Source organism: Amycolatopsis saalfeldensis (assembly GCF_900110575.1).
GTDB classification, from domain to species: domain Bacteria; phylum Actinomycetota; class Actinomycetes; order Mycobacteriales; family Pseudonocardiaceae; genus Amycolatopsis; species Amycolatopsis saalfeldensis.
Genome location: NZ_FOEF01000035.1, coordinates 1 through 24597 on the forward strand (window position 1 = coordinate 1; position 24597 = coordinate 24597).

Genomic DNA, 24597 nt, shown 5'->3' on the forward strand with positions numbered 1-24597 from the left:
CGGCCCTGTGGTTGGCGCCCGTCCCGCGGTCGGCCCTGCGGTTGGCGCCCGTCCCGCGGTTGGCCCTCGTCCCGTGGCCGGCCCTGCGGCTGGCGCCCGTCCCGCGGTCGGCCCTGCGGTCGGCTCGGTGACTGCTCCGGCCGCCACGCCGGTTGCCCACTCGGCCGTCCGCGTGACGGTCGGTTCGGGGGCCCTTCCGGCGGTTCGTCCGGACACCACCACTCCGACTGCTTGATCGACCGCTCACCCCGGACCTGGCTGCTTGCCGGCCGGACCTGCCCGGCCAAGCGGACTGCCGAAGCCCCTGGTGGTCACCGATATCCCGCCGCCCGGCCGAATCCTCGTTCGGCCGGGCTGGCCGTCGCCGACGTCGGTTTCGTCAGGAAACGGCGAGGGTGATCTTGCCGCCCGGGTGCCCGTCCTGGCTTTCGCGCAGGGCCTCGGCCGCGTCGGCCAGCGGGTAGCTCTTCCCGTGGGCGATCCGGAGCCCGCGCTGGACGTGCTCCAGGATCGTGTTGAGCACCTCTGCGCTCTGTCCGTCCTCGCCACCGGCGGAGAACGTCAGACCGAGCTGGAACGCCGCCGGGTCAGCGATGGTCACCACTCGCTCCTTCGAGCCGAGCAGTTCGACGGAGTCCGGCAGCACACCGTGACCGGAAGCGTCGAAGACGGCGTCGACGGGCCGGTCCGTCGCCTGGCGGACGCGTTCGGGCCAGCCGTCGCCGTACAGGATCGGGATCGCGCCGAGCGCCTTGACGTCGTCGAGGCTGCGCTGGCCCGCGGTGCCGAGCACGGTCGCGCCGAGGGCGACGGCGGCCTGCGTCGCGACCCGGCCGACGGCGCCGCTCGCGCCGTGGATCAAGAGCACCTCGCCGGACTTGACGCCGAGCAGGCCGAGCACGCGCAGCGCGGTTTCGCCTGCCACCGGCAACGCGACGGCGTCCGCCCAGGAGAGGCTCGACGGCTTGCGCGTGACCGCCTTGGTCAGCGCGTACTCGGCGTACGCGCCAGTGGCCGACCAGCCGAAGACCTCGTCCCCGACGGTGAAGGCCGCGCCGTCACCGACCGCGTCGACGACCCCGGCCACCTCCAGGCCCGGGATCTGCTCGCCGTCCGGCTTCTTGTCCTCGCTCATGCCGCCGCTGAGGATCTTCCAGTCGATGGGGTTCACGCCGGCCGCGCGGACGGCGACGCGGACCTGGCCGGGGCCGGGTTCGGGCGCCGGTACCTCGCTCAGCCGCAGGACTTCCGGCCCGCCGTACTCGGCGAAGGTGATGGCTCGCATGGGGGTTCACACTCTCCTTCGATTCAGGACGCCCCGGTCGAACGTCCTGCCTAGAGCCAACTGTTCCCGGTCGCCGGCCGAACCGCTCGGACGAGCAGCGTTCACTAGCCGGACGAGTAGCCGGGCCCACCTCGCGCGCCCTTACTGTGGACGTATGGACGAATCCTGGTCTGATCCGGCTCACCTGCTCGACGTGGTCACGCGCATCATCTCGGCGCCCCGGCCCGAGCTGCTGCCCCGGTTCTCGCGTGAGCTCGCGGCCGTGCTGCCGCACCGTGCGGCGGCCATGCAGACCGGCGACTGCACGCGCAGCCCGTTCAAGGTCACCGGCGACACGACCGTGACGGATGCCGTGACCAGCGCCGAGCTGGAGCACCTCGCGGACGTGGGCGTCGTCGGCGAGGCGGTGGTCGTCGAGGGTGTGCTGGCGGGCATCGAGAGGACGCTCGTCCTGCTGACCTCGCGGCCGGTCGTCGGCAACGGGGCGATGCTCGTCGTGGTGCCCGACGGTGACGTCCCGTCAGCGCGTGACCTCGGCCTCGCCGCCCGCCTGTGGCACCTGTCCTGCACAGACGCCGGCCAACGGGCCGTGGACCCGGGCCCCGACGTACTCGCCACCAACCTCGCCGCGGCGTCTGCCCGCGCCCAGACCGTGACGGACCTCGGCCAAACACAAGCGACGACGCTCGTCGCCCTGCTTTCGGTGCTCCGCTCGGCCCGGCTCGGGGACGCCGCCGCCCGCCAGACGGCGACGGACCTGGCCGCCCGTGCCCTCGTTGACCTCCGCGCGGTGACGGAACGTGACGAAGTGCTGTCGGCGGAGTCCGCTCGCGCCGCGTTCAAGGTGCTCTCGGAGCAGCTGGCGCCCATCGTCGGCCACGCCGATGTCGCGGTGGACCTGGTGGACCCGATCGAGGACCGCCGGCTGCCGCAGGACATCGCGCACACCGCCCGCACGGTGACGCGTGGCCTGGTCATCGCCGCACTGGACCGTCCCGGCACGACCCGCGCCCGCGCCTCCTGGCGGTTCGACGGTCCCGTCCTCCGCATCACCGTCCGCGACGACGCCCCGGATGTCCCCGACGTCGTCGTCGCCCCGGGCCTCACCGAGCGCATCACCCCACTCGGCGGCCATTGGGAGGTGGACACCGTCCCCGGCTGGGGGACGACGATCACCGCCGCCCTCCCGCTGACCACCGCCCTCCCGCTGACCACCGCCGAACCGCCCGAGCTGCGTCCGCTGGACCGGCTGAACGCGCGTGAGCTGGAGGTGCTCGCGGGCATCTCGGAGGGCCTGCGCAACCGCCAGATCGCCGACCGGCTGCAGCTGAGCGAGCACACGGTGAAGTTCCACGTGCGCAACCTGCTGGAAAAACTGGAGGTCACCTCCCGCGGCCAGGCCGCCGCCCTAGCTCACGAGCTGCGCCTGGAGCCGGTCGCGGTGCACCGCACGGCGTGATACCCGCTGCCGATCGCTACCGCGTGTTGCCCCGGCGACCTGTTTCCCAACTCGCGCCAGGTTTCTGCACGCTCGCTTCGCGCTTGAGCCTGGCAGACGATCGCGTTCCCGTGCGCTGCTCGACTGCCGGTCAATAGCGGCTTCTCGCTGCGCCCTACCACACCGGACGCCGCCTGCGTTACCAGCTCGGAGACCGCTCCTACTCGCTGCGCCGCGAACCCCCGTTCTCTCTCAGGGCACGAAACCCGCTGTCCCCTCCAGCTCTCCCGCACCCGCTGCGTCACACCGCCCAGCCCTTCCGCGCCCCCGTCCACCCAACGCCGACGGCGCAGACCATGCCGGGCGGTCGCTACCCAGCCCACCGCCGCCAAATTCCACGATGCAGTGCTTGCCCCACACCACAACCCGGATCACCTCAGCCCGATAGCCGATCCGGCGTATTGACCTTCACCACGCTGGAGGTTGCACGCTGGCGATCATGACCCAGACGACCACCGCCCCGCCTCGAAGAAGCGTCCTGTGGAGCCGCGAACATCGGCTCACCACGATCGGCCTGCTCTTGGTGGTCACGCTGGTCGCGTTCGAGAACATGGGTGTCGCCACCGCGATGCCCACACTTGTCGCGGATCTGCACGGTCTCGCGCTCTACTCGTGGCCGTTCACCACGTTCCTGATCGCCAGCGTGGTGGCGACCGTGCTGTCCGGCCGCATGGGCGACCGCCGCGGCCCCGCTCCCGCCCTGATCGCCGGGCCGGTGCTTTTCGCCGCCGGCTTGCTCGTCGCCGGCACGGCCGACGGGATGCCGATGCTGCTGGCCGGTCGCGCACTGCAGGGCCTCGGCTCCGGGTTCCTGCTGGTCGCGGTTTCGCTGCTGATAGCCGCGACGTTCACCGACCGTGAACGCCCGGTCATCTACGCCGCCAACGCCGCAGCCTGGGTCCTGCCCGCCGTGGTCGGCCCGTCCGTCGCGGGCCTGATCACCGTCAGCATCGGCTGGCGGTGGGTGTTCCTCGGCCTGATCCCGCTGGTCGCGGTCGGGGCGGCCCTGCTCGTCGTCGTGGCCCGCAGCCTGCCCGCGCACGTGCCGACGGCCACAGCCCGACGTGCAGGCGTGATCCCCGCCGTGGTCGCCGCGCTGGGCGTCGCCGCACTGAGCTGGGCCGCCCAACATCCGTCACCAGTCGCCATCGCGTACGGCGCCGCGGGCCTCGTCGCCTTGGCAGCCGCTTTGAGAAAGCTCCTCCCCTCCGGCACGCTGACCGCTCGCCCGGGCCTGCCGACCGTGATCGCCTCCCGGGCCCTGCTTTCCGGCGCCTACGCAGGAATGGAGGCCTACCTGCCCCTCACCATGAGCGCCGTCCACGGCTACGGCCCCGCGATGGCCGGCCTGCCCCTGACAATCACCGCTTTGGGCTGGTCGGCGGGCTCCGCACTGCAAGGCCGATTCCTCGACTGGTCCCGCGAAGCATCCCTGCGCACCGGTTTCGTCTTGGTCGCCGTGAGCCTGGCCGGCTTCGTTCTGGTGTCGCAGCCCTGGTTCCCGGCTTGGTGCGCGTTCGTGATCTGCGCGGTCGGCGGGGCGGGCATGGGCATCGCGATGCCGGCCATCTCCGTCCTGCTGCTCAGGTATTCGCCCGAGGGCGAGCGCGGCTTCAACACCTCGGCCATGCAGCTCGCGGACTGGGTCGGTTCGGCCCTCCTGATCGGCCTCGGCGGCGTGCTCCTCGCCGTGGTCGCGTCGGCCGTCCACCCCTCAGCGGCGATGGCGATCCTCGGCGCCGCTCTCGTCCTGCTCACCGCGCTGGGAGTTCGCCTGACCAGCCGCTGGCCGCGGAAGGTGTGACAGGCCACTTCGGCGACCAGGGTGGGCTTCGTCACCGGCTGGAGCGGACTACCCTAAAGGAGCGATGACCTATCTCGACCATGCGGCGACCACCCCGATGTTGCCCGAAGCCGTGGCGGCGATGACCGAGGCATTGTCCACCGTGGGCAATGCCTCCGCGTTGCATTCCTCGGGACGGCGAGCGCGCCGCGTGGTCGAAGAGTCCCGTGAAGTGATAGCCGCCGCGCTCGGCGCCCGTCCCTCCGAGGTGATCTTCACCGGCGGCGGCACGGAGAGTGACAACCTGGCGGTCAAGGGAATCTTCTGGGCTCGCCAGAACGAGCAGCCCGAGCGTCGCCGCATCCTGTGCGGTGCCGTAGAGCACCACGCTGTCCTGGACACCGTCGAGTGGCTCGAGGCCGAGTGCGGCGCTGAGATCACCTGGCTTGAGGTCGACGCACAGGGCCGGGTCTCGCCGGACACCCTCCGCGCCGCCATCGGCTCGGCGCCCGGGACAGTCGCCCTTGCGACGGTGATGTGGGCCAACAACGAAGTCGGCACCATCAACCCCATCGCTGAGCTGGCTGGCGTATGCGCTGAGTTCGGCATCCCACTGCACACCGACGCAGTCCAGGCGGTCGGCGCAGTCCCCGTCGACTTCGCAGAGAGCGGTGTGGCCGCGCTGACCCTCACCGGCCACAAGCTCGGCGGCCCGTACGGCGTCGGCGCGCTCCTTCTCGGCCGCGACACCACGTGTGTGCCGGTACTCCACGGAGGTGGCCAGGAGCGGAGCGTTCGCTCGGGCACGCTCGACGTTCCGGCGATCGTCAGCTTCGCCGTGGCAGTCCGAGCAAGCGTCGAAGCGCGCGAGGAGTACGCGGCGCGTGTCGAGAAGCTTCGCGACGAGCTGATCGCCGCCGTCCTCCGTGAGGTGCCGGACGCCATCCTCAACGGCGGGTCCGGCGATCGGTTGCCCGGACACGCCCACTTCACCTTCCCCGGTTCCGCCGGCGACAGCCTCCTGATGTTGCTGGATGCCAAGGGAATCGAATGTTCCACCGGCTCCGCGTGCACCGCCGGCGTCGCGCAGCCCAGCCACGTGCTGCTCGCCATGGGTGCCGACGCGGCCGCCGCGCGGGGATCCCTCCGATTTTCACTTGGCCACACGTCGACACTGGATGATGTGACGGCACTTGCGCGCGAGATCGGCGGAGTCGTCGCGCGGGCCCGGCAAGCGGGACTCGCCGGCATGCGTAAGCAGACCCAGAAGCAAGAGGTGTAAGTAATGCGGGTATTGGCCGCGATGAGCGGAGGAGTGGATTCGGCTGTCGCAGCCGCACGTGCGGTCGACGCCGGCCACGACGTCGTTGGCGTGCACCTGGCTCTGTCTGCCAAACCTGGCACGCTGCGGACCGGTTCACGCGGGTGCTGCACCATCGAGGATTCGCATGATGCCCGTCGCGCTGCCGACATCATGGGCATTCCCTTCTACATCTGGGACTTCGCGGAGCGCTTCACCGAGGAGGTCGTCGAGACCTTCGTTGGCGAGTACGCCGCCGGCCGAACCCCGAACCCGTGCGTCACTTGCAATGAAAAGATCAAGTTCGAGGCGCTGCTGGAGAAGGCGATGGCGCTCGGCTTCGATGCCGTGGCAACCGGACACTATGCCCGCCTTGCCGTAGTGGACGGTGAACCGATGCTTCGGCGCAGCGTGGACGAGGGCAAGGACCAGTCGTACGTGCTGGCCTCGCTGACCCCGGAGCAACTCAGCCACGCCATGTTCCCCCTGGGTGATTCGTGGAAGTCCGAGGTGCGAGCGGAGGCTGAGCGACGCGGGCTTTCCGTGGCGAACAAGCCGGACAGTCACGACATCTGTTTCATTCCTGACGGCGACACGCAGAAGTTCCTCGAGAACAGGCTGGGGCAGCGGCCTGGTGAACTGGTTGACGCTGAGACCGGTGCCGTTCTGGGACAGCACACGGGCGTGCACGGCTTCACGGTCGGCCAGCGTAAAGGGCTCGGGATCGAAGCTCCGGCGTCGGATGGGCGTCCGCGATATGTCCTTTCGCTCGAGCCGGTTTCGGGCACGGTGAAGGTCGGCTCGTCCGCTGGGCTCGGTATCGACGCGATTGAAGCCGACCGCGCGATCTGGCCCAGTGGACAGGCACTCGACGGCCCCACCGAGTGCGTCGTCCAGGTGCGAGCGCACGGAGGCATTGCCGAGGCGGTCGCGGAGGCTGACGGCGAGCGGGTCAGCATCCAGCTGCGCGAACCGTTGCGCGGCGTCGCCCCGGGGCAGGTTGTCGTTCTCTACCGGCCCGACAACGAGTCTGGCGACCTCGTGCTGGGCAGCGCGAAGATTTCCAGCACGCGCTGATTGACCAGTCCAGCTGTCAAGCGCCCAGCCTCGTCTCACCGAGCTGTTCGGAGCTGGGACGCGGCTCGTGCAGTGGTGACGGAAGGCTTTCGGCTGTCAGCCCGGTTGGGGTAGCGACCATGAGCGTTCCATTGGCGCGCACCTTGTACTCCCAATCGACGCGGTCCTTGAGACGCCGGTGCCGAGGGCAGTAGCTCAACGTGCTGTCGGCGTCGGACCCAGGCTTGGCCGATTCGGTCGCGGTGTTTTCGGTCGCGCATCCGTGCACCGGTCGTGGACAGCCGGGGTGACGGCACTCGCGGTCTCGGATCCGTGCGAACTCGCCGACGTCGACGCTCGGCCGGTAGCGGAACTTGCCGACCTCGATGACCTGTCCGTTCAGCGGGTCGGTGATGAGCCGTCGCAACGTGGTGTCCGGCCCGGTCGCTATGTTGCGGGCGATCTCGCCCGGGACGTGCCCGTGGCCCGCCAGCTCGGCAGGACTGTCGTTCAGGCCGAGGTAGGTTTGCAGATCGACGTAGAGATAGACCTCCGTCCGTTCGCTGGCGCCGCCCTTGCCGGTGAGCAACAAGTCGAGTGCAACATCCGTACGGAGCTGGTCGAGGGTGCGGTTCTCGCTGCCGGTCCGGAGCGAGCGAGCGATTTTGTCGATACGCAGGTAGGCGGCATTGGCCTTCTCAGCTGGTGCGTTGTCGACGGACAGGTGCGCGACGCCATCATCCTGTTGGTGCAGTGTGACTCTGCGTTCGCCCCGCTTCCTCGATGCTCGGTTCGCCGCGCCTTCCGGATCGGCCTTCATGGCGGCGTAAGCGGTGGCCTTGCGAATCTGAGTGGGGTTCCTGCCCGAGAGTCTCCCCTCGAGCACGATGTCGACGAGCCGTGCGTTGTGGTCCGACAGCCACATCGTGCCATCGGTGACCTTCATGGCACGGTAGAGATCCAGGGATCCGTTGTCCATCAACCGAAACGTCCGTGGGAGACGGCTGGTCAATGCTTCCGCCGCGGAGATCATCGCGCCGGCCCGGTTGTCGGTGATGCTCAAGGCCAGCGCTGTTTCGGAGGCGAGTTCGCGTCGATCCGCTCTTTGTCTTCGCAGGCCGGCCAGGCAATGGAGCTGTAGTGCCTGCAGTCGCGCTATTTCCGAGCTCGCGCTTCGTGTGACCTGCATGAGCTGTTCCGGGTGTAGCTGCTCGAACATGTCGAGGTTCGTCTGCATCGCGCGTAACAGGAAGGCCAGGTCGGTTGTCTCGACGGTCTTTTCGGTGCCGGTGTTCGGCAGTTCTGGATGGTTCATGTCGGCGACCATACGCACGATTCGGCGCGTTGGCACGAAAAGAATGGTGCGAAAGGTCCCCTCGCGACATTCCCTTGTTGTCTCCCCGCGGTTCTGGCACGGTGGATTCGAAGAGTGAAGCTACTGTCCTAAGTAGATTGAAAGGGGGGCTGGAGGTTCAGCTTGAAACCGGTGTGGCTCGCAACGAAGCCGAGGCGTTCGTAGAACTTGTGCGCTCCGGTGCGCGACGTGTCCGACGTGAGCTGGACGAGCGCGCAGCCACGGCGTTGTGCCTCGTCGATGGCCCATCGCATCAGGTCACCGCCGAGGCCGGCGCTTCGATGATCGCGGCGGACGCGTACGGCTTCGATCTGGCCGCGCAGCGCGCCACTTCGGGCGAGTCCAGGGATGATCGTCAGCTGCAGAGTCGCCACTGGTTCGCCGTCCGAGACTGCGACAACCAGGAACTGGTTGGGATCCGCGTCGATGGCCCGGAAAGCCCGTAAGTACGGATCCAGGTCGTCAATCGAATCCCTGGTGGCGCCAAGCTGGTCGTCGACGAGCATCCGGACGATTGCCTCGATGTCGCCGCGCCGGGCTTTCCTGATTTCGATGTCGGACATGGAGTTCAGTATTCCAGCGATCGGGTGAACGGTCGGCAGGTGACGCCGAAACCGGTGCGTGCGGCAGCCCGCCAGGCTGGAGCCCCGACGTGCCTGGTCGATCGTCCAGATGAACAGGGTGGTGGTGACTGCGTGGCGAATCGCGCGCATTCGTTCGAAGGCGACCGTGCTCCGCGCCTTGCCTGGCCAGGACGGAAATGCTCGGCCAGTCGGTGTGGAGCGCCGCGGCGTTGCCTCGTTCGTCACTCAATGGCGATTGCGTTCATGACGGGCGCAGAAGGATTCGGTCGGGATCTGCGAGGTCATGTGGTCTTGTAGTGGCGAACCCCGTCGACCTGCTGGGCGACGAGCTTGTTCTGCGCGACGAGGAGGTCGAGGTGAGCGCCGGTCTCCAGGACTGCCAGCATCTGGTTGAAGGCATCCATTTCGGACAGTTTCCGGCCTCGCCGCGTCCAGCCCAGCCGGTTCGCGGTGTCGTACGCCGTGGTGGCTCCGGCTTCCACCTGGGCGGCCATCGTCTCGAGACGTTTCCGGTGGTGCTCGAGAAGTTCGTCGATCCGGGTGTGCACACTGTCGGCGACGGGGCCGTGGGCGGGCAACATGCGTCGGTCCGGGAGTGCGCGGACTAGTTTCAGCGAGTCGAGGTAGTCACTCAACGGCGACTCGGCCGGCACGGGCTGGAAGCCGATCGACGGGGTGATGTGGGGGAGCACGTGGTCGCCGGAGAAGAGCAAGCCGGCGGCGCCGTCGACGAAGACCACATGGCCGCTGGTGTGACCAGGGGTGTGGACCACGTCCAGCTCACGGTTCGGCAGCACGGTGCGACGGCCAGGCGCGAGCCACTCGTCGGGGTCCTCCCACAGATGGGCCTCGGTGTGGCGCGGCGAGTCGCCGAACAATTGCCCGAGAGCGGTCACGACGGCGTCGGCTCCGCTGTGGCGAAGCAGCTCGATCTGGGCCTGCATCGGGAACTGATCCGGGCTGGCCGAAGCCTTCAGAGACGGTTCCTCCAGCTGGCCCAAGGAGATCTTGTTGCCGAACTCTCGCCGGAGGACCACTGCCTGCGTGTAGTGGTCGCGGTGGACGTGGGTGATCAGGAATTCGCGCACGTCGCCGAGTTCGGCGCCGATGCCCTTGAGCGCGTCGGTGAGCAGTTCGCGGGCTTCGGGCAGGGCCCAGCCGGAATCGATGAGGACGAGGTTCGTGCCGTCGGTGACAGCGTAGACGTTGACCGCGCGGAGGGCGTCGTTCGGCAACGGCAGCGGGATGCGGTAGACGCCGGGGGCCACCTCGTAGACGCCGGGCTCTGCCCAGTTTCGGCTGCTGTCTTCGGGCAACGGCTCCACGGCGACCTCCGTCCGGACGGGACACCACCGTCCCGGCCTTTTCCTCACATTGGGCCGTTATCGTCCCGGTGTCCACCTGGGCGGGATGAGAGACCGGTCACTCGATCAGGCCATGGCCCGGACGAGCGCGGTGTCGATGGTGAGGGTGGTCGCGATCACCATGCTGGCCAGCGGTTCCGGCAGCTGGCGCGGGATTTCGACGATGTAGGCGTGCGAGGGAAGGCTGTTGGCCGGCTCGGGAGGTGGTTGCCGGACGCGGGCGACCTCGGCGTTCGCCTGGTTCTTGATCGCGATGTCACCGGTGCGCCAGTCCGCGGCGATGACCGTGCCGATGGTGCTGCCGCCGACTACGAACGTGAAGCGGGAATTCCCGGCGGCGGGCTCGCGGAGGATCTCGCCGATCGGTGTCTCATCGGCGCGGGTCACCAGGAAGCGGGGGCGCGGGTCCTTCGCCGGCCTCGCCACTTTCAGGACAGTGCTGTGGTTGGCGTCGCGGACCTCGAACTTGCGAGTGACGTACTGGTCGTACTTCGGCAGCCAGCGCACAGCCTTACGCAGGAAGCCCGGGCTGACGTCGGCGACGCCACCGACGCGGGCGCCGTTCTGGTCGAAGACGCCGTACTCCTCGGCCGTCTCGAAGATCTCGGGCCGGCGGCTGACCACCAGCACCGGCTCGGTGAAGAGGGTGCCGCCGTAGGAACGGCCGGGCGAGCGTCGTTCGGGGATCCGTGTCTCGTCGTCCCACCGATGGGGTTGATCGGGATTCACCTCGTCGGGGTACCTGCCCGGCGGTGGCGGCGCGGAACTCGTCATGACAGTCCAGGGTATCGCTGTCCCCGCGAAATCGGTGCTGGCAAAGGGATATGCGGCGAATGTCCGGCTCCGGCCCGCGCTCCCGAGCGGCCCGGTGGGGCCAGCCACAGCCGGCTCGGCGAGAATCGCCGTCGTGACTGAACGAGCTTGGCCTGCGGGCGCCGCCACCGCGATCGGCTCGATGCCCGGGACTGATCCGGTCGAAGCGGCCGCGGTCGTGTTCGGCGAGCTGCCCGATTTCCCGCACGTGCCCGAGCTTCCGGCGCGCGGGGTGGGCGCGGACATCCTCGGCCGCACCGCCGCCCTGCTCGTCGACCTCGCCGTCGAGGTGGTGCCCAGTGGCTATCGCGTCGCCGCGCGTCCTGGGCACGAGCACCGACGCGGGCGCGACCTGCTGCAGTGGGACCTCGACGCGATCCAGGAAGCCAAGGAGAAGGCCGGCATCACGCCGCCGGTGATCAAGACGCAGATCGCCGGTCCGTGGAGCCTCGGGGCCGGCATCGAACTGCCCCGCGGGCACCGCGTCCTCACCGACCGCGGAGCGCTGCGGGACTTCACGTCGTCGCTGCTAGATGGTCTGGCCCAGCATGTCCGCGAGCTGACGGCGCGGACCGGGGCTCCCGTCGTCGTGCAACTCGACGAGCCGTCGTTGCCCGCCGTGCTCGCCGGCGGCTTGTCGACACCGTCGGGCTACGGCAACGTCCCGGCCGTGCCCGAGCCGGAGGTGCGGGATCTGCTGTCGACGGTGATCGACGGCATCCACCGCGTCACCGACCAGCCCGTCATCGTGCACTGCTGCGCACCCAGGCCGCCGCTCTCCCTGTTCCGAGCGGCCGGCGCGGGGGCCATCGCATTCGACTTCTCGCTGCTCAGCGGGTCTTCGGCCGCCTTCTTGGATGAGATCGGCGAGGCGTGGGACAGCGGTACCGCGCTGTTCCTCGGCCTCGTGCCGGCGACGGACCCCAGTGCCCCTCTGGCCTTGCGCGACGTCGCCGCGCCGGTGTTCAAGCTTGTCGACCGCCTTGGCTTCAACCGAGACATCCTGGCTGAGCGCGCCGTCCCGACGCCCGCGTGCGGGATGGCCGGCGCGACGCCGGACTGGATGCGCACGGCGCTCGCCCTGGTCCGCGACGTCGGTAACGCGTTCTTGGAGCCGCCCGAGACCTGGTGAGCGTCAGCCGGGAGTGATCACGCAGGAGTCGAAGCGCGCGCTGAAGCCCGGCCCCTGCGGCGACGCCGCCATCACGCCGGCGAACACGGGCGCGTTCGGCGGAAAGTACGCCAGCCGGGCCATTCGCGTCGCCGAGGCGCCATCGAGGCCGTACTTCACGGTCATCGTGTCACCGGTCCGCTCGACGGCGATTGTCACCGATGCGGGTGACGTCGGCAGTGAGACGACCGACCAATCCGACACCTCCCGCGTCACCACGACGCTCAGGAGCTGCTCGCCGTCGACGTACTCGATGCCCGTCTTGAGCCACGTCGCCTCGTCGATGCGCAGCAGCAGGCCCGCCTGGTCGTAGAGGTGGGTGTACTCGCCGGAGAACGTCGCCGTGGCCGTGAAGTCGCCGGAAACCGTGCGGCCGAGCGCGTGGCCCGTGTCGCGGACGAAGCCGTAGTGAGTGGTGCGCCAGAAGTCCGTATCCGGCGCCGTGCGGACGACCAGGCCGTCGGAAGCGGCGTAGTCCGCGGGCGGGTTCAGCCATTGCCAGCCGGTGGTGCCGAATGCGTCCATGGCGCCGAGTCTGCCAACCCGCAGACGACAGACACGCCGAACTTGTAGCGTGTCGGGGACCGACTGAAACGGGGATTTGCCGATCATGCGCCTGTTCCGCCGCCGTCACAGCAGCGGCTCCGACCTGCCCGACCCGCGCACGCCGTGGCCCGACCGGCCCGTGCCCGCCGACGCCGAAGCCGCGGCGGTGAAGTTCTGGCAGGCTTGGTTCGAGATGCTCCCGCTGCTCAGCGCGGCGTTGGGCGATCGTGAACCGCAGCGCTTCGAGCACGACCTGTGCGTCCTGGTCGAGGCGCTCCACCCGCGATTGCACTTCGCGCTGGAGCGTGGCCGCCGTGCGATCTACGCGCTCGTCATCAGCGGCCAGGAGGACCCGGAGCTACGCCCGTACACCGACGCGTGGAAGGCCGCCGCCCCGCCGGACGACGCCATCTGGGAGTACCACGATTCCGTCCCGCCGGTGCCGGACCCGAGCGAGGTGACGGTGAACCTCGGCGAGCACCGGATCAGCCTGGCCGACGTGCGCGTGGTGGCGCAGGTGGACGCCGAGGTCGTCGATGTCGCCGTCTACCACCCGCTGCTGGCCGAGCTGGACGAGGCGGGCCGCACCACGATGACCTTCCTCCCGCTCGATGCCACGCTGGGTGAGCGGCTGGCCGCCGAACGCCTCCGCCGCGTCGAGACCGCGTCGGCCGAGCCCGAGGGCGCGATCAGCCTCTTGGAGCTGCGCGAGCTGGTCTACGCCCTGGACGAGCGACCGGGCGAAAGTGTCGGTGCCTCCGACTAGGGTTACCACCCGTGAGCAGCGACCTTCCCCAAAACCAGCTGGCCGCCCCCGCCGAGGCGGCCGAGGACGTCACCGACGTCCCCGCCGACGTGCGTGAGCGCCACGCCGCCCTCGCCGAGGAGATCCGCGGGCACCAGTTCCAGTACTACGTGCGGGACGCGCCGCTGATCTCCGACGGCCAGTTCGACGCGCTCCTGGGCGAGCTGCAGGGCATCGAGGACGAGCACCCGGCGCTGGTCACGCCGGATTCGCCGACGCAGAACGTCGGCGGCACGTTCTCCACCGAGTTCACCGCGCACGATCACCTCGAGCGCATGCTGAGCCTGGACAACGTCTTCGACACCGACGAGTTCCTCGCCTGGGTCGAGCGCGTGGAGAAGGAGATCGGCGCCACCGAGTACCTGGCGGAGCTGAAGATCGACGGCCTGGCGATCAACCTGCTGTACGAAAACGGCAAGCTCACCCGCGGTCTCACCCGCGGCGACGGCCGTACGGGCGAGGACGTCACGCTGAACATCCGCACCCTCGAGCAGGTCCCGGACACGCTGGCCGGCTCCGATGAGTTCCCGGTCCCGGCGTTGGTCGAGGTGCGCGGAGAGGTCTACTTCCGCGTCGAGGATTTCCTGGAGCTCAACGCCAAGATGGTCGAGGCGGGCAAGCCGCCGTACGCGAACCCGCGCAACACGGCCGCGGGCTCGTTGCGGCAAAAGGATCCCAAGGTCACGAGGTCCCGACGGCTGCGGTTGATCTGCCACGGCCTCGGCAAGCGCGAGGGCTTCGAGCCGGTCACGCAATCGCATGCGTACGACGCGCTGGCGGCGTGGGGGCTGCCGGTTTCGCCGCACACACGCGTGCTGCACACGGCCAAGGAGCTCACCGACCACATCGCGTACTGGGGCGAACACCGGCACGACGCGGAGCACGAGATCGACGGCGTGGTGATCAAGGTCGACCAGGTCTCGTTGCAGCGCCGGCTGGGCACCACGTCGCGCGCGCCGCGGTGGGCGATCGCGTACAAGTACCCGCCGGAAGAGGCCATCACCACGCTGCTGGACATCCAGGTGGGCGTCGGCCGCACCGGGCGCGTGACGCCGTTCGCCGTCACGGAGCCGGTGAAGGTCGCGGGCTCCACGGTCGCCCGGGCCACGCTGCACAACCAGGAGGAAGTCAAGCGCAAGGGCGTCCTCATCGGCGACCGCATCGTGATCCGCAAGGCGGGCGACGTGATTCCCGAGGTGCTCGGCCCGGTCGTCGACGCGCGCACGGGCGACGAACGCGAGTTCGTCATGCCCACGGACTGCCCGGAATGCGGCACCGAGCTGGCGTACCAGAAGGAGGGTGACAAGGACATCCGCTGCCCGAACACCCGTTTCTGCCCCGCGCAGCTGAGGGAACGGCTGTTCCACCTGGCCGGACGCGGGGCGTTCGACATCGAGGTGCTCGGCTACGAGGCGGCCGTCGCGCTGTTGGACGCGCGCGTGGTCGCCGACGAGGGCGACGTCTTCGACCTGAGCGAGGAATCACTCGCAGAGGTGGAGCTGTTCCGCACCAAGGCGGGTGAGCTGTCGGCGAACGCGCACAAGCTGCTGTCGAATCTCGACGCGGCGAAGGACCGTCCGCTGTGGAAAGTGATCGTCGCGCTGTCGATTCGCCACGTCGGGCCGACGGCGGCGCAGGCGCTGGCGCGCGAGTTCGGCTCGATCCAGCGCGTCGAGGACGCGTCGGAGGAGGAGCTCGCGGACGTCGACGGCGTCGGCCCGACCATCGCCCACGCCGTGCAGGAGTGGTTCGAGGTGGGCTGGCACCGGGAGATCGTCGAGAAATGGCGAAACGCCGGCGTGCGGATGGAGGAGGCGCGAGACGACTCGATCCCGCGCCACCTCGAAGGGCTCTCCATCGTGGTGACCGGCTCGCTCGACGGGTTCTCCCGCGACGAGGCCAAGGAGGCCATCATGGCCCGCGGCGGCAAGGCGGCGGGCTCGGTGTCGAAGAAGACGGCGTTCGTCGTGGCGGGCGAATCGCCGGGGTCGAAGTACGAGAAGGCCGTGCAGCTGAAGGTGCCGGCGCTCGACGAGGGCGGGTTCCGGGTACTGCTGGAACGCGGGCCGGAAGCGGCGGCCGAGATGGCGTTGCCGACTGGTGACGACGAGGACGCCGAGGCTGATTCCGGTGCTGAGCCGGGCTCCGGTTCCGGCGCTGACTCGGCCTCGGAGCCGGACGCCGACTCGGCTGGGGCGGCCGCTGGAGACACAGTCTGAGGGGACAGGCAGAACGATGGCTGATTACGAGATCCGTCCGCCGCGCGGTGACGAGTTCGCCGCGCTGGGGGAGCTGACCGTCGAGGCCTACCAGCTCGGCGGCCTGTTGGAGGACGTCAGCTACGAGGATGAACTGCGCGACGTCTCCCGTCGCGCGGAGCACACCGAATTGCTGGCTGCCGTGGACGTTTCCGGGCGGCTGCTCGGCTCCGTCGCGGTGGTGCGCCCAGGCACGAAGTACGCGGAGATCTCGCGGCCAGGCGAGCTGGAGTTCCGCATGCTGGCGGTCGCGAGCGCGGCGCAGGGCCGTGGGATCGGCGAGGCCCTGACGCGCGCCGTGCTGGGGCGCGCGCGTGAGCTGGGTGCCGGCCGGGTCGTGCTGTGCAGTCTCGACCGCATGCGGATCGCGCACCGTCTGTACGAGCGCATCGGCTTCCACCGGCTCCCGGAACGGGACTGGCAGCCGTTCCCGAACACCACCCTGATCGCGTACGGATACGACCTCTAGCGCGTTTGCGCCACCGAGCCGGTTGTTCGCCGCTCATCGGCAACGGTGCCGTTTCCTGCGCGGGGTGTTCGTTTCGCCGTCCAGCGGCGACGACTGGCCGGCGCTCGCCGTCCAGCGGCGACGGGCCGATGGCGACGGGCCGATGGCCGACGACCGGCTGGTCCTCACCGGCCGGCGGCCGACCCGGATGGTTGCCGAGCCGGAGGGTGTTGCCGTCAGCCGTCCAGGACGACGGCGACGATGCCGGCGAAGTGGGCCAGGCGGGCGACCTCCGCGGCGCGGAAGTTCGGGCCGCCCGGACGGGCGACGAGCAGGGCCTTGCCCGGCTTGCCGAGCGGCGTGGCCGCCAGCTCGGTGCCGAGCTCCTTCCACGTCTCCGGGATCCAGTCCTCCTCGCCGTCCAGCACGGTGGCGCGCTCCAGCGGCAGCCACGGCAGGTCGGTGAACGGGTTTTCCGGCGCGGCGCTCGAGGAGGCGAGCCGCCGCGTGCCCGACGAAGAGTGCTCGACGACCACGGCCCAGCCCGCGCGGATGATCTTCGGCACGCCCTCGGCCAGCAGGTCGAGACCGGACTTGGGCTGCGCGGCGATCTCCTCGACCAGCTCGAGCTCGCGATGCGTGTCGAGGACCCCCGCGTACGGGCGCACCGCGTCCACCTCGACGCCTTCGATGCTCTCGGCCGCCGTGATGAGGGCGTCCGGCAGGCGGCCGGACGGCAGCTCCACCACGAGGTCGTCGATGGCGACCCCGCCGCCGCGCTCCACGACGTCGACGCTGAGGATGTCGGCGCCGACCGTGCCGAGTGCGGTCGCAACGGCGCCGAGGGTGCCGGGTGAGTCCGGAAGCTGGACCCGGAGCAGGAACGACACCACACGCCCCTCTCGCCTCAGGCGTTCCAGCCTTGCCGTGGAACGCGCGTGCCGGCCGCCGATTGTGACAGACCGGGCAATGGACGTGGACTGCTGTCTGGCGAGCGGGACACCAGCGGGGCGCCTTCGCCCCGGTCCGCCCGGCGATAACCCGGTCGAGCTCGCCGACGCCGTCACCATAGACTTGCAGCTTCCGACCGCACCCGCACAGCACAACCCGGGAGTCACCCGCGTGCCCAACATTTCCCGAGACGAGGTCGCGCACCTCGCCAAGCTGGCCAGGCTGGCCGTGACCGACGACGAGCTGGACGTCTTCGCGGGCCAGCTCGACCAGATCCTGGACTCGGTGGCGAAGGTGAGCGAGGTCGCCGCGCAGGACGTCCCGCCGACTTCGCACGCCGTGCCGCTGACCAACGTCTTCCGTGACGACGTGGTCCAGCCCTGCCTCACGCAGCAGCAGGCGCTGGCCTGCGCGCCGGCCGCCGAGGAGGGCCGGTTCCGGGTGCCGCGGATTCTGGGAGAAGAGCAGTGAGTGAACTCGTCAAGCTGACCGCCGCCGAGCTGGCGGCGAAGATCCACGCGCGCGAGGTGTCCGCCGTCGAGGTCACGCAGGCGCACCTGGACCGGATCGCCGAGGTGGACGAGCACGTCCACGCGTTCCTGCACGTCGACACCGAGGGTGCGCTGGGCGCGGCCAAGAACGTCGACGAGCAGCTGGCCGCCGGCGAGCAGCCCGCGTCGCCGCTGGCCGGCGTGCCGTTGGCACTCAAGGACGTCCTCACCACGAAGGGCATCCCCACCACCGTCGGCTCGCGCACGCTCGAAGGCTGGCTCCCGCCGTACGACGCGACGGTCACGCGCAGGCTGCGCGAAGCCGGCGTCGTCATCCTCGGCAAGACCAACATGGACGAGTTCGCGATGGGCTCGTCCACGGAGAACTCGGCCTTCGGCCCGACGCACAACCCGTGGGACCACGCGCGCATCCCGGGCGGCTCCGGCGGCGGCTCGTCCGCGTCGATCGCCGCGTTCGAGGCCGCGCTGGCCATCGGCACCGACACCGGCGGCTCGATCCGCCAGCCCGGCGCTGTCACCGGCACTGTCGGCGTGAAGCCGACGTACGGCGGCGTCTCGCGTTACGGCCTCGTCGCCTTTTCGTCGTCGCTCGACCAGGCCGGACCGTGCGCGCGCACGGTGCTGGACGCCGCGCTGCTGCACGAGGTCATCGCCGGCTACGACCCGATGGACTCGACCTCCATCAAGGCCCCGGTGCCGCCCGTCGTCGCGGCTGCGCGCGAGGGGGCCAACGGCGACCTCAAGGGCGTCCGCGTCGGCGTCGTCAAGGAGTTCGGCGGCGACGGTTACCAGAGCGGCGTCCTGCGTTCGTTCCAGGCCGCGGTCGAGCAGCTGCGCGCGCTGGGCGCCGAGGTCGTCGAGGTCTCGTGCCCGCATTTCACGTACGCGCTGCCCGCGTACTACCTGATCGCGCCGAGTGAGGCGTCGTCGAACCTGGCTCGGTTCGACGCCATGCGTTACGGCCTGCGCGTTGCCGACGACGGTTCGCACAGCGCCGAAGAGGTCATGTCGCTGACGCGCGAGAAGGGCTTCGGCGCCGAGGTCAAGCGTCGGATCATGCTGGGCACGTACGCGCTGTCGTCTGGTTACTACGACGCCTACTACGGCTCCGCGCAGAAGGTCCGCACGCTCATCACGCAGGACTTCTCCGCCGCCTTCGAGAAGGTGGACGTGCTCGTCTCGCCGACCACGCCGACCACGGCGTTCAAGATCGGCGAGCGCGTGGACGACCCGATGGCGATGTACCTCGCCGACCTGTGCACCATCCCGTCGAACCTCGCGGGCAACGCCGCCATGAGCGTCCCGAGTGGACTGTCCGACGAGGACGGCCTGCCGGTCGGCCTGCAGATCATGGCCCCGGCGCTCGCCGACGACCGGCTTTACCGCGTCGGCGCCGCCTACGAGGTCGCACGCGACGCCGCCGCCGGCGGGTCGCTCGTGCACCAGGTCCCGGAGCTGGGAGGAACGAAGTGACTGCCGTGGCCGAGTTGATGGACTACGCCGACGTCGTCGAGCGGTTCGACCCGGTGCTCGGGCTCGAGGTCCACGTGGAGCTCAGCACGAAAACGAAGATGTTCTGCGGCTGTGTCAACGAGTTCGGCGGCGAGCCGAACACGAAGACCTGCCCGACCTGCCTCGGCCTGCCCGGCTCGCTGCCGGTCGTCAACGGCAAGGGCGTGGAGGGCGCGATCCGCATCGGCCTCGCGCTCAACTGCGAGATCGCCGAGTGGTGCCGGTTCGCGCGGAAGAACTACTTCTACCCGGACCAGCCGAAGAACTTCCAGACCTCCCAGTACGACGAGCCGATCGCCTTCAACGGCTACCTCGACGTCACGCTGGACGACGGCGAGGTCGTGCGCGTGGAGATCGAGCGCGCGCACATGGAGGAGGACACCGGCAAGTCGCTGCACGTGGGCGGCGCGACCGGCCGGATCCACGGCGCGGACTATTCGCTGCTGGACTACAACCGCGCGGGCGTTCCCCTGATCGAAATCGTCACCAAGCCGATCGAGGGCACCGGCGCGCGGGCGCCCGAGGTGGCGCGGGCGTACGTCAGCGCGCTGCGGGACCTGCTGCGCGCGCTCGACGTGTCCGACGTCCGGATGGACCAGGGCTCGCTGCGCTGCGACGCGAACGTGTCGCTGATGGCCAAGGACGCCACCGAGTTCGGCACGCGGACCGAGACGAAAAACGTCAACTCGCTGCGCAGCGTCGAGCGCGCCGTGCGGTACGAGATGACGCGCCAGGCCGCCATTCTCGCCGGCGGCGGCTCGATCCGGCAGGAGACGCGGCACTTCCAGGAGGCCGACGGCACCACGTCCGGCGGGCGGGTCAAGGAGACCGCGGAGGACTACCGGTACTTCCCGGAGCCCGACCTGGTGCCGATCGCCCCGTCGCGCGAATGGGTCGAGCAGTTGCGCGCGACTCTGCCGGAGATGCCGTCCGAGCGGCGCAAGCGCATCCAGACCGAGTGGAGCCTGTCCGACGAGGCGCTGCGCGACCTGCTGAACGTGGGCGCCGTCGACCTCGTCGCGGCCACGGTCGAAGCCGGCGCGTCGCCGGACGAGGCCCGCGGCTGGTGGGTGAACACGCTCGCCCAGGAGGCCAACTCGCGTGAGGTGGAGCTGGCCGACCTGCCGATCACGCCGGCGCAGGTGGCCGAGGTCATCGGGCTGGTGTCGTCGGGCGAGCTGACCAACAAGCTCGCCAAGGAGGTCGTCCAGGGCGTCCTCGCGGGCGAGGGCTCGCCGCGTGAGGTCGTGGAGAAGCGCGGGCTGAAGGTCGTCTCCGACGATTCCGCGCTGCTTGTCGCGGTGGACGAGGCGTTGGCCGCGCAGCCGGACGTCGCGGAGAAGATCCGCGGGGGCAAGGTCGCCGCCGCGGGCGCGATCGTCGGCGCGGTCATGAAGGCGACCAAGGGCCAGGCCGACGCCAAGCGCGTCCGCGAGCTGATCATCGAGCGCGTCGGTTCCTGAGTGTCGTTTTCCGTCAAAGGTGTCAGCTGGCGCGAGTGGCTCGGTCTGGCGGCCGGGCTGCTCGCGTTGGCATCGCTCTTCCTGCCGTGGACGACGCTGACCGCGGACGCGGCCGCGCCGGACGTGCGTGACGCCTTCGCGTCGCTTCCGCACGGCGACGTCGTGCGATCGGCGTGGAACTCGGATTTCTTCTCGTGGTTCCCGCCGTTCGTGCTGCTGCTCGCGGGCTTGGCGGTGGTGCTGTTCGGGCAAATGACGAAGGTCCGGACCAGCGGGCTGCCGCACCTGTGGCTCGTCGCCGGTCTCGGGGCACTGCTGCTGATGATCATCGGCTGGACCACGCTCACCTGGATCTTCGACAGCGACCAGCGCGCGTTCCTGCAGACGGCCGGTATCGAGATCAACGCCGGGATCGGGCGGTACCTGGGGATGCTCTTCGCGGTGGTCTCGGTGGTAACGGCTTTCCTGGACATTCGCGCGGCCCGCGCCGAAGCCCGCGCCCCGCGAACTCGTCGTTCCTGAGCGGCGACGGCTCCGCGGTTCTCGGTCGCCGATCGTTGTTGCCGCTGATCGGCGACCCCGGCGATCTGGGTCCTGACCAGGCAATCGCCGGTGACGGGCGACGACCGGCCAGCCGGGCGGCTCAGTCCTTGCCCTGCCCGCCGTTGGTCTGGCTGATGGTGATGAGCACGACGCGGTCGTCGCTGGAGACGGGTTTGCCGCCGTCCTTGTTGGTGGTGCCCGCGACGGCCACCTGCGGATTGATCATGCCCATGCCGGCGAGGCGGCCGTACGTCGTGGGGGGCTTGCCCTTGCCGTCGAGGCTGATGCTGGGCTTGCCAGTGACGGCGCCGTCCGCGTTGACCGGCAGGTTCTGCAGGCCGCCCGCCGAGGCGACGGCCAGGATGCCGTTCGCGTCGATGAAGTCCGCGCAGCCCGCGACGCCTGGCTTGTCGGGCCACGTCCACGCGGGCACCGTCAGCTGCTGGCCCGCCTGGACGCGGTAGACGGCGTCCGCGCTGCCCGGCTGGTCGGTGACCCACAGGCGTTTGCCATCGGCGGAGCCGCAGATGCCGCCGGGGGAGTGGAGCCCGGAGGCGAACACCGCGGAGCCCGGCGCCGGGTTGTCGGCGCCGGGATTGCCGGAGGTGTCGATCCGCAGGATCTTGCCCGCGAGCGACTTCGCGTCGGCGGCCGCGGACGGGTTGCCGGCGTCGCCGGTCGCGACGAGAAGCGCGCCATGGCCGTCGCTCGCCAACGCGCCGCGGTTGCCCGTCGCGCCCTTCGGGATGCCGGTGAGCACGGCCTTCGCCGGCTGGCCCTTCGCGAAGCGCACGACGCGGTTGTCCGTGGCCGTTGTGACGTACGCGAATACGAGCTGGTCCTCGACGTAGCTGGGCGAAAGCGCCAGCCCGGTCAGACCGCCGTCGCCGGTGGCCTGGACGTCGAGCTGCTCGAACGTCGTCGCGTCGTGGCCCGCGGTGGCGAGCAGGACACGGCCGGATTTCCGCTCGCCGGCGAGGGCGCTGGGCGTGGTGCCGTCGCCGGGCAGGCCGGCCACGGCCGCGACGGTGTCCAGGCAGGTGGCGATCACGGCCTTGTCGAAGTCCTTGCAGCCCTGCGGCGGCGGGATCGGCGCCGGCGACTGTTGAGACCCGCCCGGATTGCCGGGCCCGGCACCGGAATCGCCGCCGGGGCCCTGCACCTGCGGCGGCGACTCGGGGCTGGGGACGGGCGCGGGGCTGAACGTCTGGCCCGCGGCGGTGTTGTCGAACCGGGCGCAGCCGGAAAGCAGGAGACCGCCGCAGGCCAGCAGGGCCAGCGGCGAGGACCACCGGTACCGGGTACGCACGGTGACCCAGCCTAGGTGGCGCCGCGTGAGCCACGGGTAAGTGGTTACCGTGGTGATCATGACCGTAACCGTGCTGGTCCCCGATGACGAGGGCGTCGCCGCGCTCTCGGAGGTCCCGCTCGTGCAGGCCGTGCGCTACCAATGGGGCGACCCGGTGCCGACGGAAGCCGCGAAGGCGGAGGTGCTCATCCCCGGCCGTCACCCCGCGGGCGAGGAGTTGTGGCGCGAGCTGCCGAACCTCAGGCTGATCCAGCTGCTGACGGCGGGCGCCGACGACTGGATCGGCAAGGTCCCCGAGGGCGTTCTCCTCTCGACCTGCCGCGGCGCGCACGGCGGCAGCATGGCCGAGTGGGTCGTCGCCGTGTTGCTGTCGATGTACCGGAAGCTGGACGTGTTCGCGGACGCGCACCGGCAAACGCGCTGGACGCGGCTCTCGGCCGACACGTTGCAGGGCAAGCACGTGCTCGTCGTCGGGGCCGGTGATCTCGGCCGGCAGCTGCGCCGGCGGCTCGAACCGTTCGACGCGCGCTGCACGATGGTGGGCATGTCCGCGCGCGACGGGGTGCACGGCGTCCAGGAACTGCCGGAACTGTTGCCGTCACACGATGTCGTGGTGCTGATGGTCCCCCTCACATCGCGTACGCGCGGCATGGTCGACGCCGATTTCCTCGCCGCGATGCGGGACGGTGCGGTGCTGGTCAACGCCGCGCGCGGCCCCGTCGTGGTCACCGACGCGCTGGTCGCCGAGCTGACCGCGGGACGGCTGCGCGCCGCCCTCGACGTCACCGATCCCGAACCCCTGCCGCCGGGGCATCCCCTGTGGACGGCGCCGGGCCTGCTGCTGACACCGCACATCGGCGGGACGGTGAGCGGCGGCCGCAGCCGCTCGTACGCCGTCGCCGCGGCCGAGATCGCGCGGTACGCCGGGGGCGAGTTGCCGGACAACCTGGTGCACGGCGAGTACTGACTTCGCCGCTTGGCCTCGCGATGGGGTCAGGGCAAGAGGCGCGCCGGTCCGGGCAGGCGCGGTTCCATGCAGTCGCGTGGGCGGGTTTTGGCTAGTGGTGCGGGGTTGGTTTCGCGCGCCGGTGTGGGCGGGTTTTGGCTAGTGGTGCGGGGTTGGTTTCGCGCGCCGGCGTGGGCGTGTTCTGGCCAGCGGCTCAGGGCTGGTTCCACACACCGGTGGCGGCCTGCTCTGGCCAGCGGCGCGGGGCCGGTTCCCCACAACTGGCGTCGTTGCGTTCCGGCCGAAGGCGCAAGGCCGGTCCCGGGCGCCGGCGTCGGCGCCTGCCGGCCGGAGGCGCTGGGCCGGTTCCGGGCGCGGGTGTTGGCCGATTCCGGCGAAAGGGGCCCTGACCTCGGCGTGCTCGCTCGCGGCGGGGCGCGTCATCGCCTAATCTTCGCGCGTGACCAGTCAAGGGGATGACTACCAGACCAGTCTGCTGTCCGGCGTGGAGGATTCCAGCGGGGACGACACCGACGAGCCGCGCCAGTCCGGCCTCGGCCTGGGGCTGCTGGTCCTTCGGCTCGGGCTGGGCGTGATCATGGGCGCGCACGGGCTGCAGCACCTGTTCGGCGCGTTCGGCGGGCCGGGGGTCGGCGGCTTCGCGCACGTGCTGGAGATGTTCGGCTACCACAAGCAGACCACCCTGCTTTCGTGGATCACGGGGGTCACCGAGGTGGCGGGCGGGGCGCTGGTGCTCGTCGGCCTGTTCACCCCGCTCGCGGCCGCCGGGCTGCTCGGCGTGGCGGCCAACGTCGTCTACGCGAAGTTCCACGGCGGCTTCTTCGTGGGCGACGGCAAGGGTTTCGAGTTCGAGCTGCTGCTCGGCCTCGTCGCGCTGGCGCTGGTCTTCACCGGCGCCGGCCGGATTTCGCTGGAGCGGAACACCCCGTGGCGGAAACGGCCGTTGCCGCTGGGGCTCGTTTCGCTGCTGCTCGCCGCGGCGGCGTCCGTGGTGGTCATCGTCCTGACCCGATGACCGGTGGCCCGCGCAGCCGGGCGAAGCCGAACGAAAGGGCCGTTCACCACGGGTGGTGAA

At 70.1% G+C, this 24597-nt stretch carries 22 protein-coding genes; 14 read left to right on the forward strand and 8 right to left on the reverse strand.

Annotated features, from left to right (window positions below):
* Positions 1 to 379: 379 nt before the first annotated feature.
* Positions 380 to 1285 (reverse strand): NADP-dependent oxidoreductase, encoded by a 906-nt coding sequence (locus BMY97_RS42785; protein WP_091629017.1) that lies wholly within the window; start codon positions 1283 to 1285, stop codon positions 380 to 382.
* 154 nt (positions 1286 to 1439) lie between these two features.
* Here BMY97_RS42785 and BMY97_RS42790 point away from each other — a divergent pair, with 154 nt between their 5' ends.
* The 4 genes from BMY97_RS42790 to mnmA all read left to right on the forward strand — a co-directional run bounded on the left by BMY97_RS42790 (position 1440) and on the right by mnmA (position 6943).
* Entirely contained in the window at positions 1440 to 2744 is a 1305-nt protein-coding gene (locus BMY97_RS42790) for a helix-turn-helix transcriptional regulator (protein WP_091629019.1), read from the forward strand.
* Between the two features lie 478 nt (positions 2745 to 3222).
* Entirely contained in the window at positions 3223 to 4587 is a 1365-nt protein-coding gene (locus BMY97_RS42795; protein ID WP_091629021.1) for an MFS transporter, read from the forward strand.
* Positions 4588 to 4651: 64 nt separating this feature from the next.
* The gene (locus BMY97_RS42800) at positions 4652 to 5848 is read left to right on the forward strand and encodes a cysteine desulfurase family protein (RefSeq protein ID WP_091629023.1); all 1197 of its coding nucleotides are present in this window, start codon (positions 4652 to 4654) and stop codon (positions 5846 to 5848) included.
* Positions 5849 to 5851: 3 nt separating this feature from the next.
* Complete coding sequence (gene mnmA / locus BMY97_RS42805) at positions 5852 to 6943, forward strand: tRNA 2-thiouridine(34) synthase MnmA (RefSeq protein WP_091629024.1); 1092 nt, start codon at positions 5852 to 5854, stop codon at positions 6941 to 6943.
* Between the two features lie 16 nt (positions 6944 to 6959).
* On the opposite strand, the gene BMY97_RS42810 is transcribed toward mnmA, so the two are convergent.
* From BMY97_RS42810 to BMY97_RS42825, 4 genes are all read right to left on the reverse strand, one after another.
* Complete coding sequence (locus tag BMY97_RS42810; protein WP_091629077.1) at positions 6960 to 8237, reverse strand: DUF222 domain-containing protein; 1278 nt, start codon at positions 8235 to 8237, stop codon at positions 6960 to 6962.
* A 128-nt stretch (positions 8238 to 8365) separates the two neighbouring features.
* Positions 8366 to 8839 (reverse strand): GNAT family N-acetyltransferase, encoded by a 474-nt coding sequence (locus tag BMY97_RS42815; RefSeq protein ID WP_091629079.1) that lies wholly within the window; start codon positions 8837 to 8839, stop codon positions 8366 to 8368.
* Between the two features lie 302 nt (positions 8840 to 9141).
* Positions 9142 to 10185 carry an MBL fold metallo-hydrolase gene (locus tag BMY97_RS42820; protein ID WP_091629026.1) on the reverse strand — a complete coding sequence of 348 codons (1044 nt, stop codon included), beginning with the start codon at positions 10183 to 10185 and terminating at the stop codon, positions 9142 to 9144.
* 105 nt (positions 10186 to 10290) lie between these two features.
* Entirely contained in the window at positions 10291 to 10998 is a 708-nt protein-coding gene (locus BMY97_RS42825; RefSeq protein ID WP_091629027.1) for an LURP-one-related/scramblase family protein, read from the reverse strand.
* Between the two features lie 133 nt (positions 10999 to 11131).
* Here BMY97_RS42825 and BMY97_RS42830 point away from each other — a divergent pair, with 133 nt between their 5' ends.
* Positions 11132 to 12169, forward strand: a complete 1038-nt coding sequence (locus BMY97_RS42830) for a uroporphyrinogen decarboxylase/cobalamine-independent methonine synthase family protein (RefSeq protein ID WP_091629029.1) — start codon at positions 11132 to 11134, stop codon at positions 12167 to 12169.
* Between the two features lie 3 nt (positions 12170 to 12172).
* Here the strand turns inward: BMY97_RS42830 and BMY97_RS42835 are convergent, their stop codons facing one another.
* The gene (locus BMY97_RS42835; protein ID WP_091629031.1) at positions 12173 to 12733 is read right to left on the reverse strand and encodes a DUF1349 domain-containing protein; all 561 of its coding nucleotides are present in this window, start codon (positions 12731 to 12733) and stop codon (positions 12173 to 12175) included.
* 85 nt (positions 12734 to 12818) lie between these two features.
* Here BMY97_RS42835 and BMY97_RS42840 point away from each other — a divergent pair, with 85 nt between their 5' ends.
* From BMY97_RS42840 to BMY97_RS42850, 3 genes are read left to right on the forward strand one after another with little or no spacing between them, the layout of a single operon-like run.
* Positions 12819 to 13520 (forward strand): hypothetical protein, encoded by a 702-nt coding sequence (locus BMY97_RS42840; RefSeq protein WP_091629080.1) that lies wholly within the window; start codon positions 12819 to 12821, stop codon positions 13518 to 13520.
* A gap of 11 nt (positions 13521 to 13531) precedes the next feature.
* Positions 13532 to 15778, forward strand: a complete 2247-nt coding sequence (ligA, locus tag BMY97_RS42845; RefSeq protein WP_245787789.1) for an NAD-dependent DNA ligase LigA — start codon at positions 13532 to 13534, stop codon at positions 15776 to 15778.
* A gap of 16 nt (positions 15779 to 15794) precedes the next feature.
* Positions 15795 to 16286 (forward strand): GNAT family N-acetyltransferase, encoded by a 492-nt coding sequence (locus BMY97_RS42850; RefSeq protein WP_091629033.1) that lies wholly within the window; start codon positions 15795 to 15797, stop codon positions 16284 to 16286.
* Between the two features lie 215 nt (positions 16287 to 16501).
* Here BMY97_RS42850 and BMY97_RS42855 read toward each other — a convergent pair whose 3' ends face one another.
* A complete protein-coding gene (locus tag BMY97_RS42855) occupies positions 16502 to 17155 on the reverse strand; it encodes an ACT domain-containing protein (protein WP_177231822.1) in 654 nt (217 codons plus the stop codon).
* Positions 17156 to 17387: 232 nt separating this feature from the next.
* Between BMY97_RS42855 and gatC the strand changes: the two genes are divergently transcribed.
* The 4 genes from gatC to BMY97_RS42875 are packed head-to-tail and all read left to right on the forward strand — an operon-like array spanning position 17388 to position 21225.
* Positions 17388 to 17687 carry an Asp-tRNA(Asn)/Glu-tRNA(Gln) amidotransferase subunit GatC gene (gene gatC / locus BMY97_RS42860; RefSeq protein WP_091629037.1) on the forward strand — a complete coding sequence of 100 codons (300 nt, stop codon included), beginning with the start codon at positions 17388 to 17390 and terminating at the stop codon, positions 17685 to 17687.
* The gene (gatA, locus tag BMY97_RS42865; protein ID WP_091629038.1) at positions 17684 to 19201 is read left to right on the forward strand and encodes an Asp-tRNA(Asn)/Glu-tRNA(Gln) amidotransferase subunit GatA; all 1518 of its coding nucleotides are present in this window, start codon (positions 17684 to 17686) and stop codon (positions 19199 to 19201) included. Before gatC ends, gatA begins: the two co-directional genes overlap by 4 nt.
* A complete protein-coding gene (gene gatB / locus BMY97_RS42870; protein WP_091629040.1) occupies positions 19198 to 20703 on the forward strand; it encodes an Asp-tRNA(Asn)/Glu-tRNA(Gln) amidotransferase subunit GatB in 1506 nt (501 codons plus the stop codon). Before gatA ends, gatB begins: the two co-directional genes overlap by 4 nt.
* Entirely contained in the window at positions 20704 to 21225 is a 522-nt protein-coding gene (locus BMY97_RS42875; RefSeq protein ID WP_091629042.1) for a hypothetical protein, read from the forward strand. It begins immediately after the preceding gene.
* A 121-nt stretch (positions 21226 to 21346) separates the two neighbouring features.
* On the opposite strand, the gene BMY97_RS42880 is transcribed toward BMY97_RS42875, so the two are convergent.
* A complete protein-coding gene (locus BMY97_RS42880) occupies positions 21347 to 22555 on the reverse strand; it encodes a PQQ-dependent sugar dehydrogenase (protein ID WP_091629084.1) in 1209 nt (402 codons plus the stop codon).
* A gap of 58 nt (positions 22556 to 22613) precedes the next feature.
* On the opposite strand from BMY97_RS42880, the gene BMY97_RS42885 reads away from it, so the two are divergent.
* Positions 22614 to 23522, forward strand: a complete 909-nt coding sequence (locus BMY97_RS42885) for a 2-hydroxyacid dehydrogenase (RefSeq protein ID WP_091629082.1) — start codon at positions 22614 to 22616, stop codon at positions 23520 to 23522.
* Positions 23523 to 23961: 439 nt separating this feature from the next.
* Complete coding sequence (locus tag BMY97_RS42890) at positions 23962 to 24537, forward strand: DoxX family protein (RefSeq protein ID WP_091629044.1); 576 nt, start codon at positions 23962 to 23964, stop codon at positions 24535 to 24537.
* Positions 24538 to 24597 lie beyond the last annotated feature (60 nt).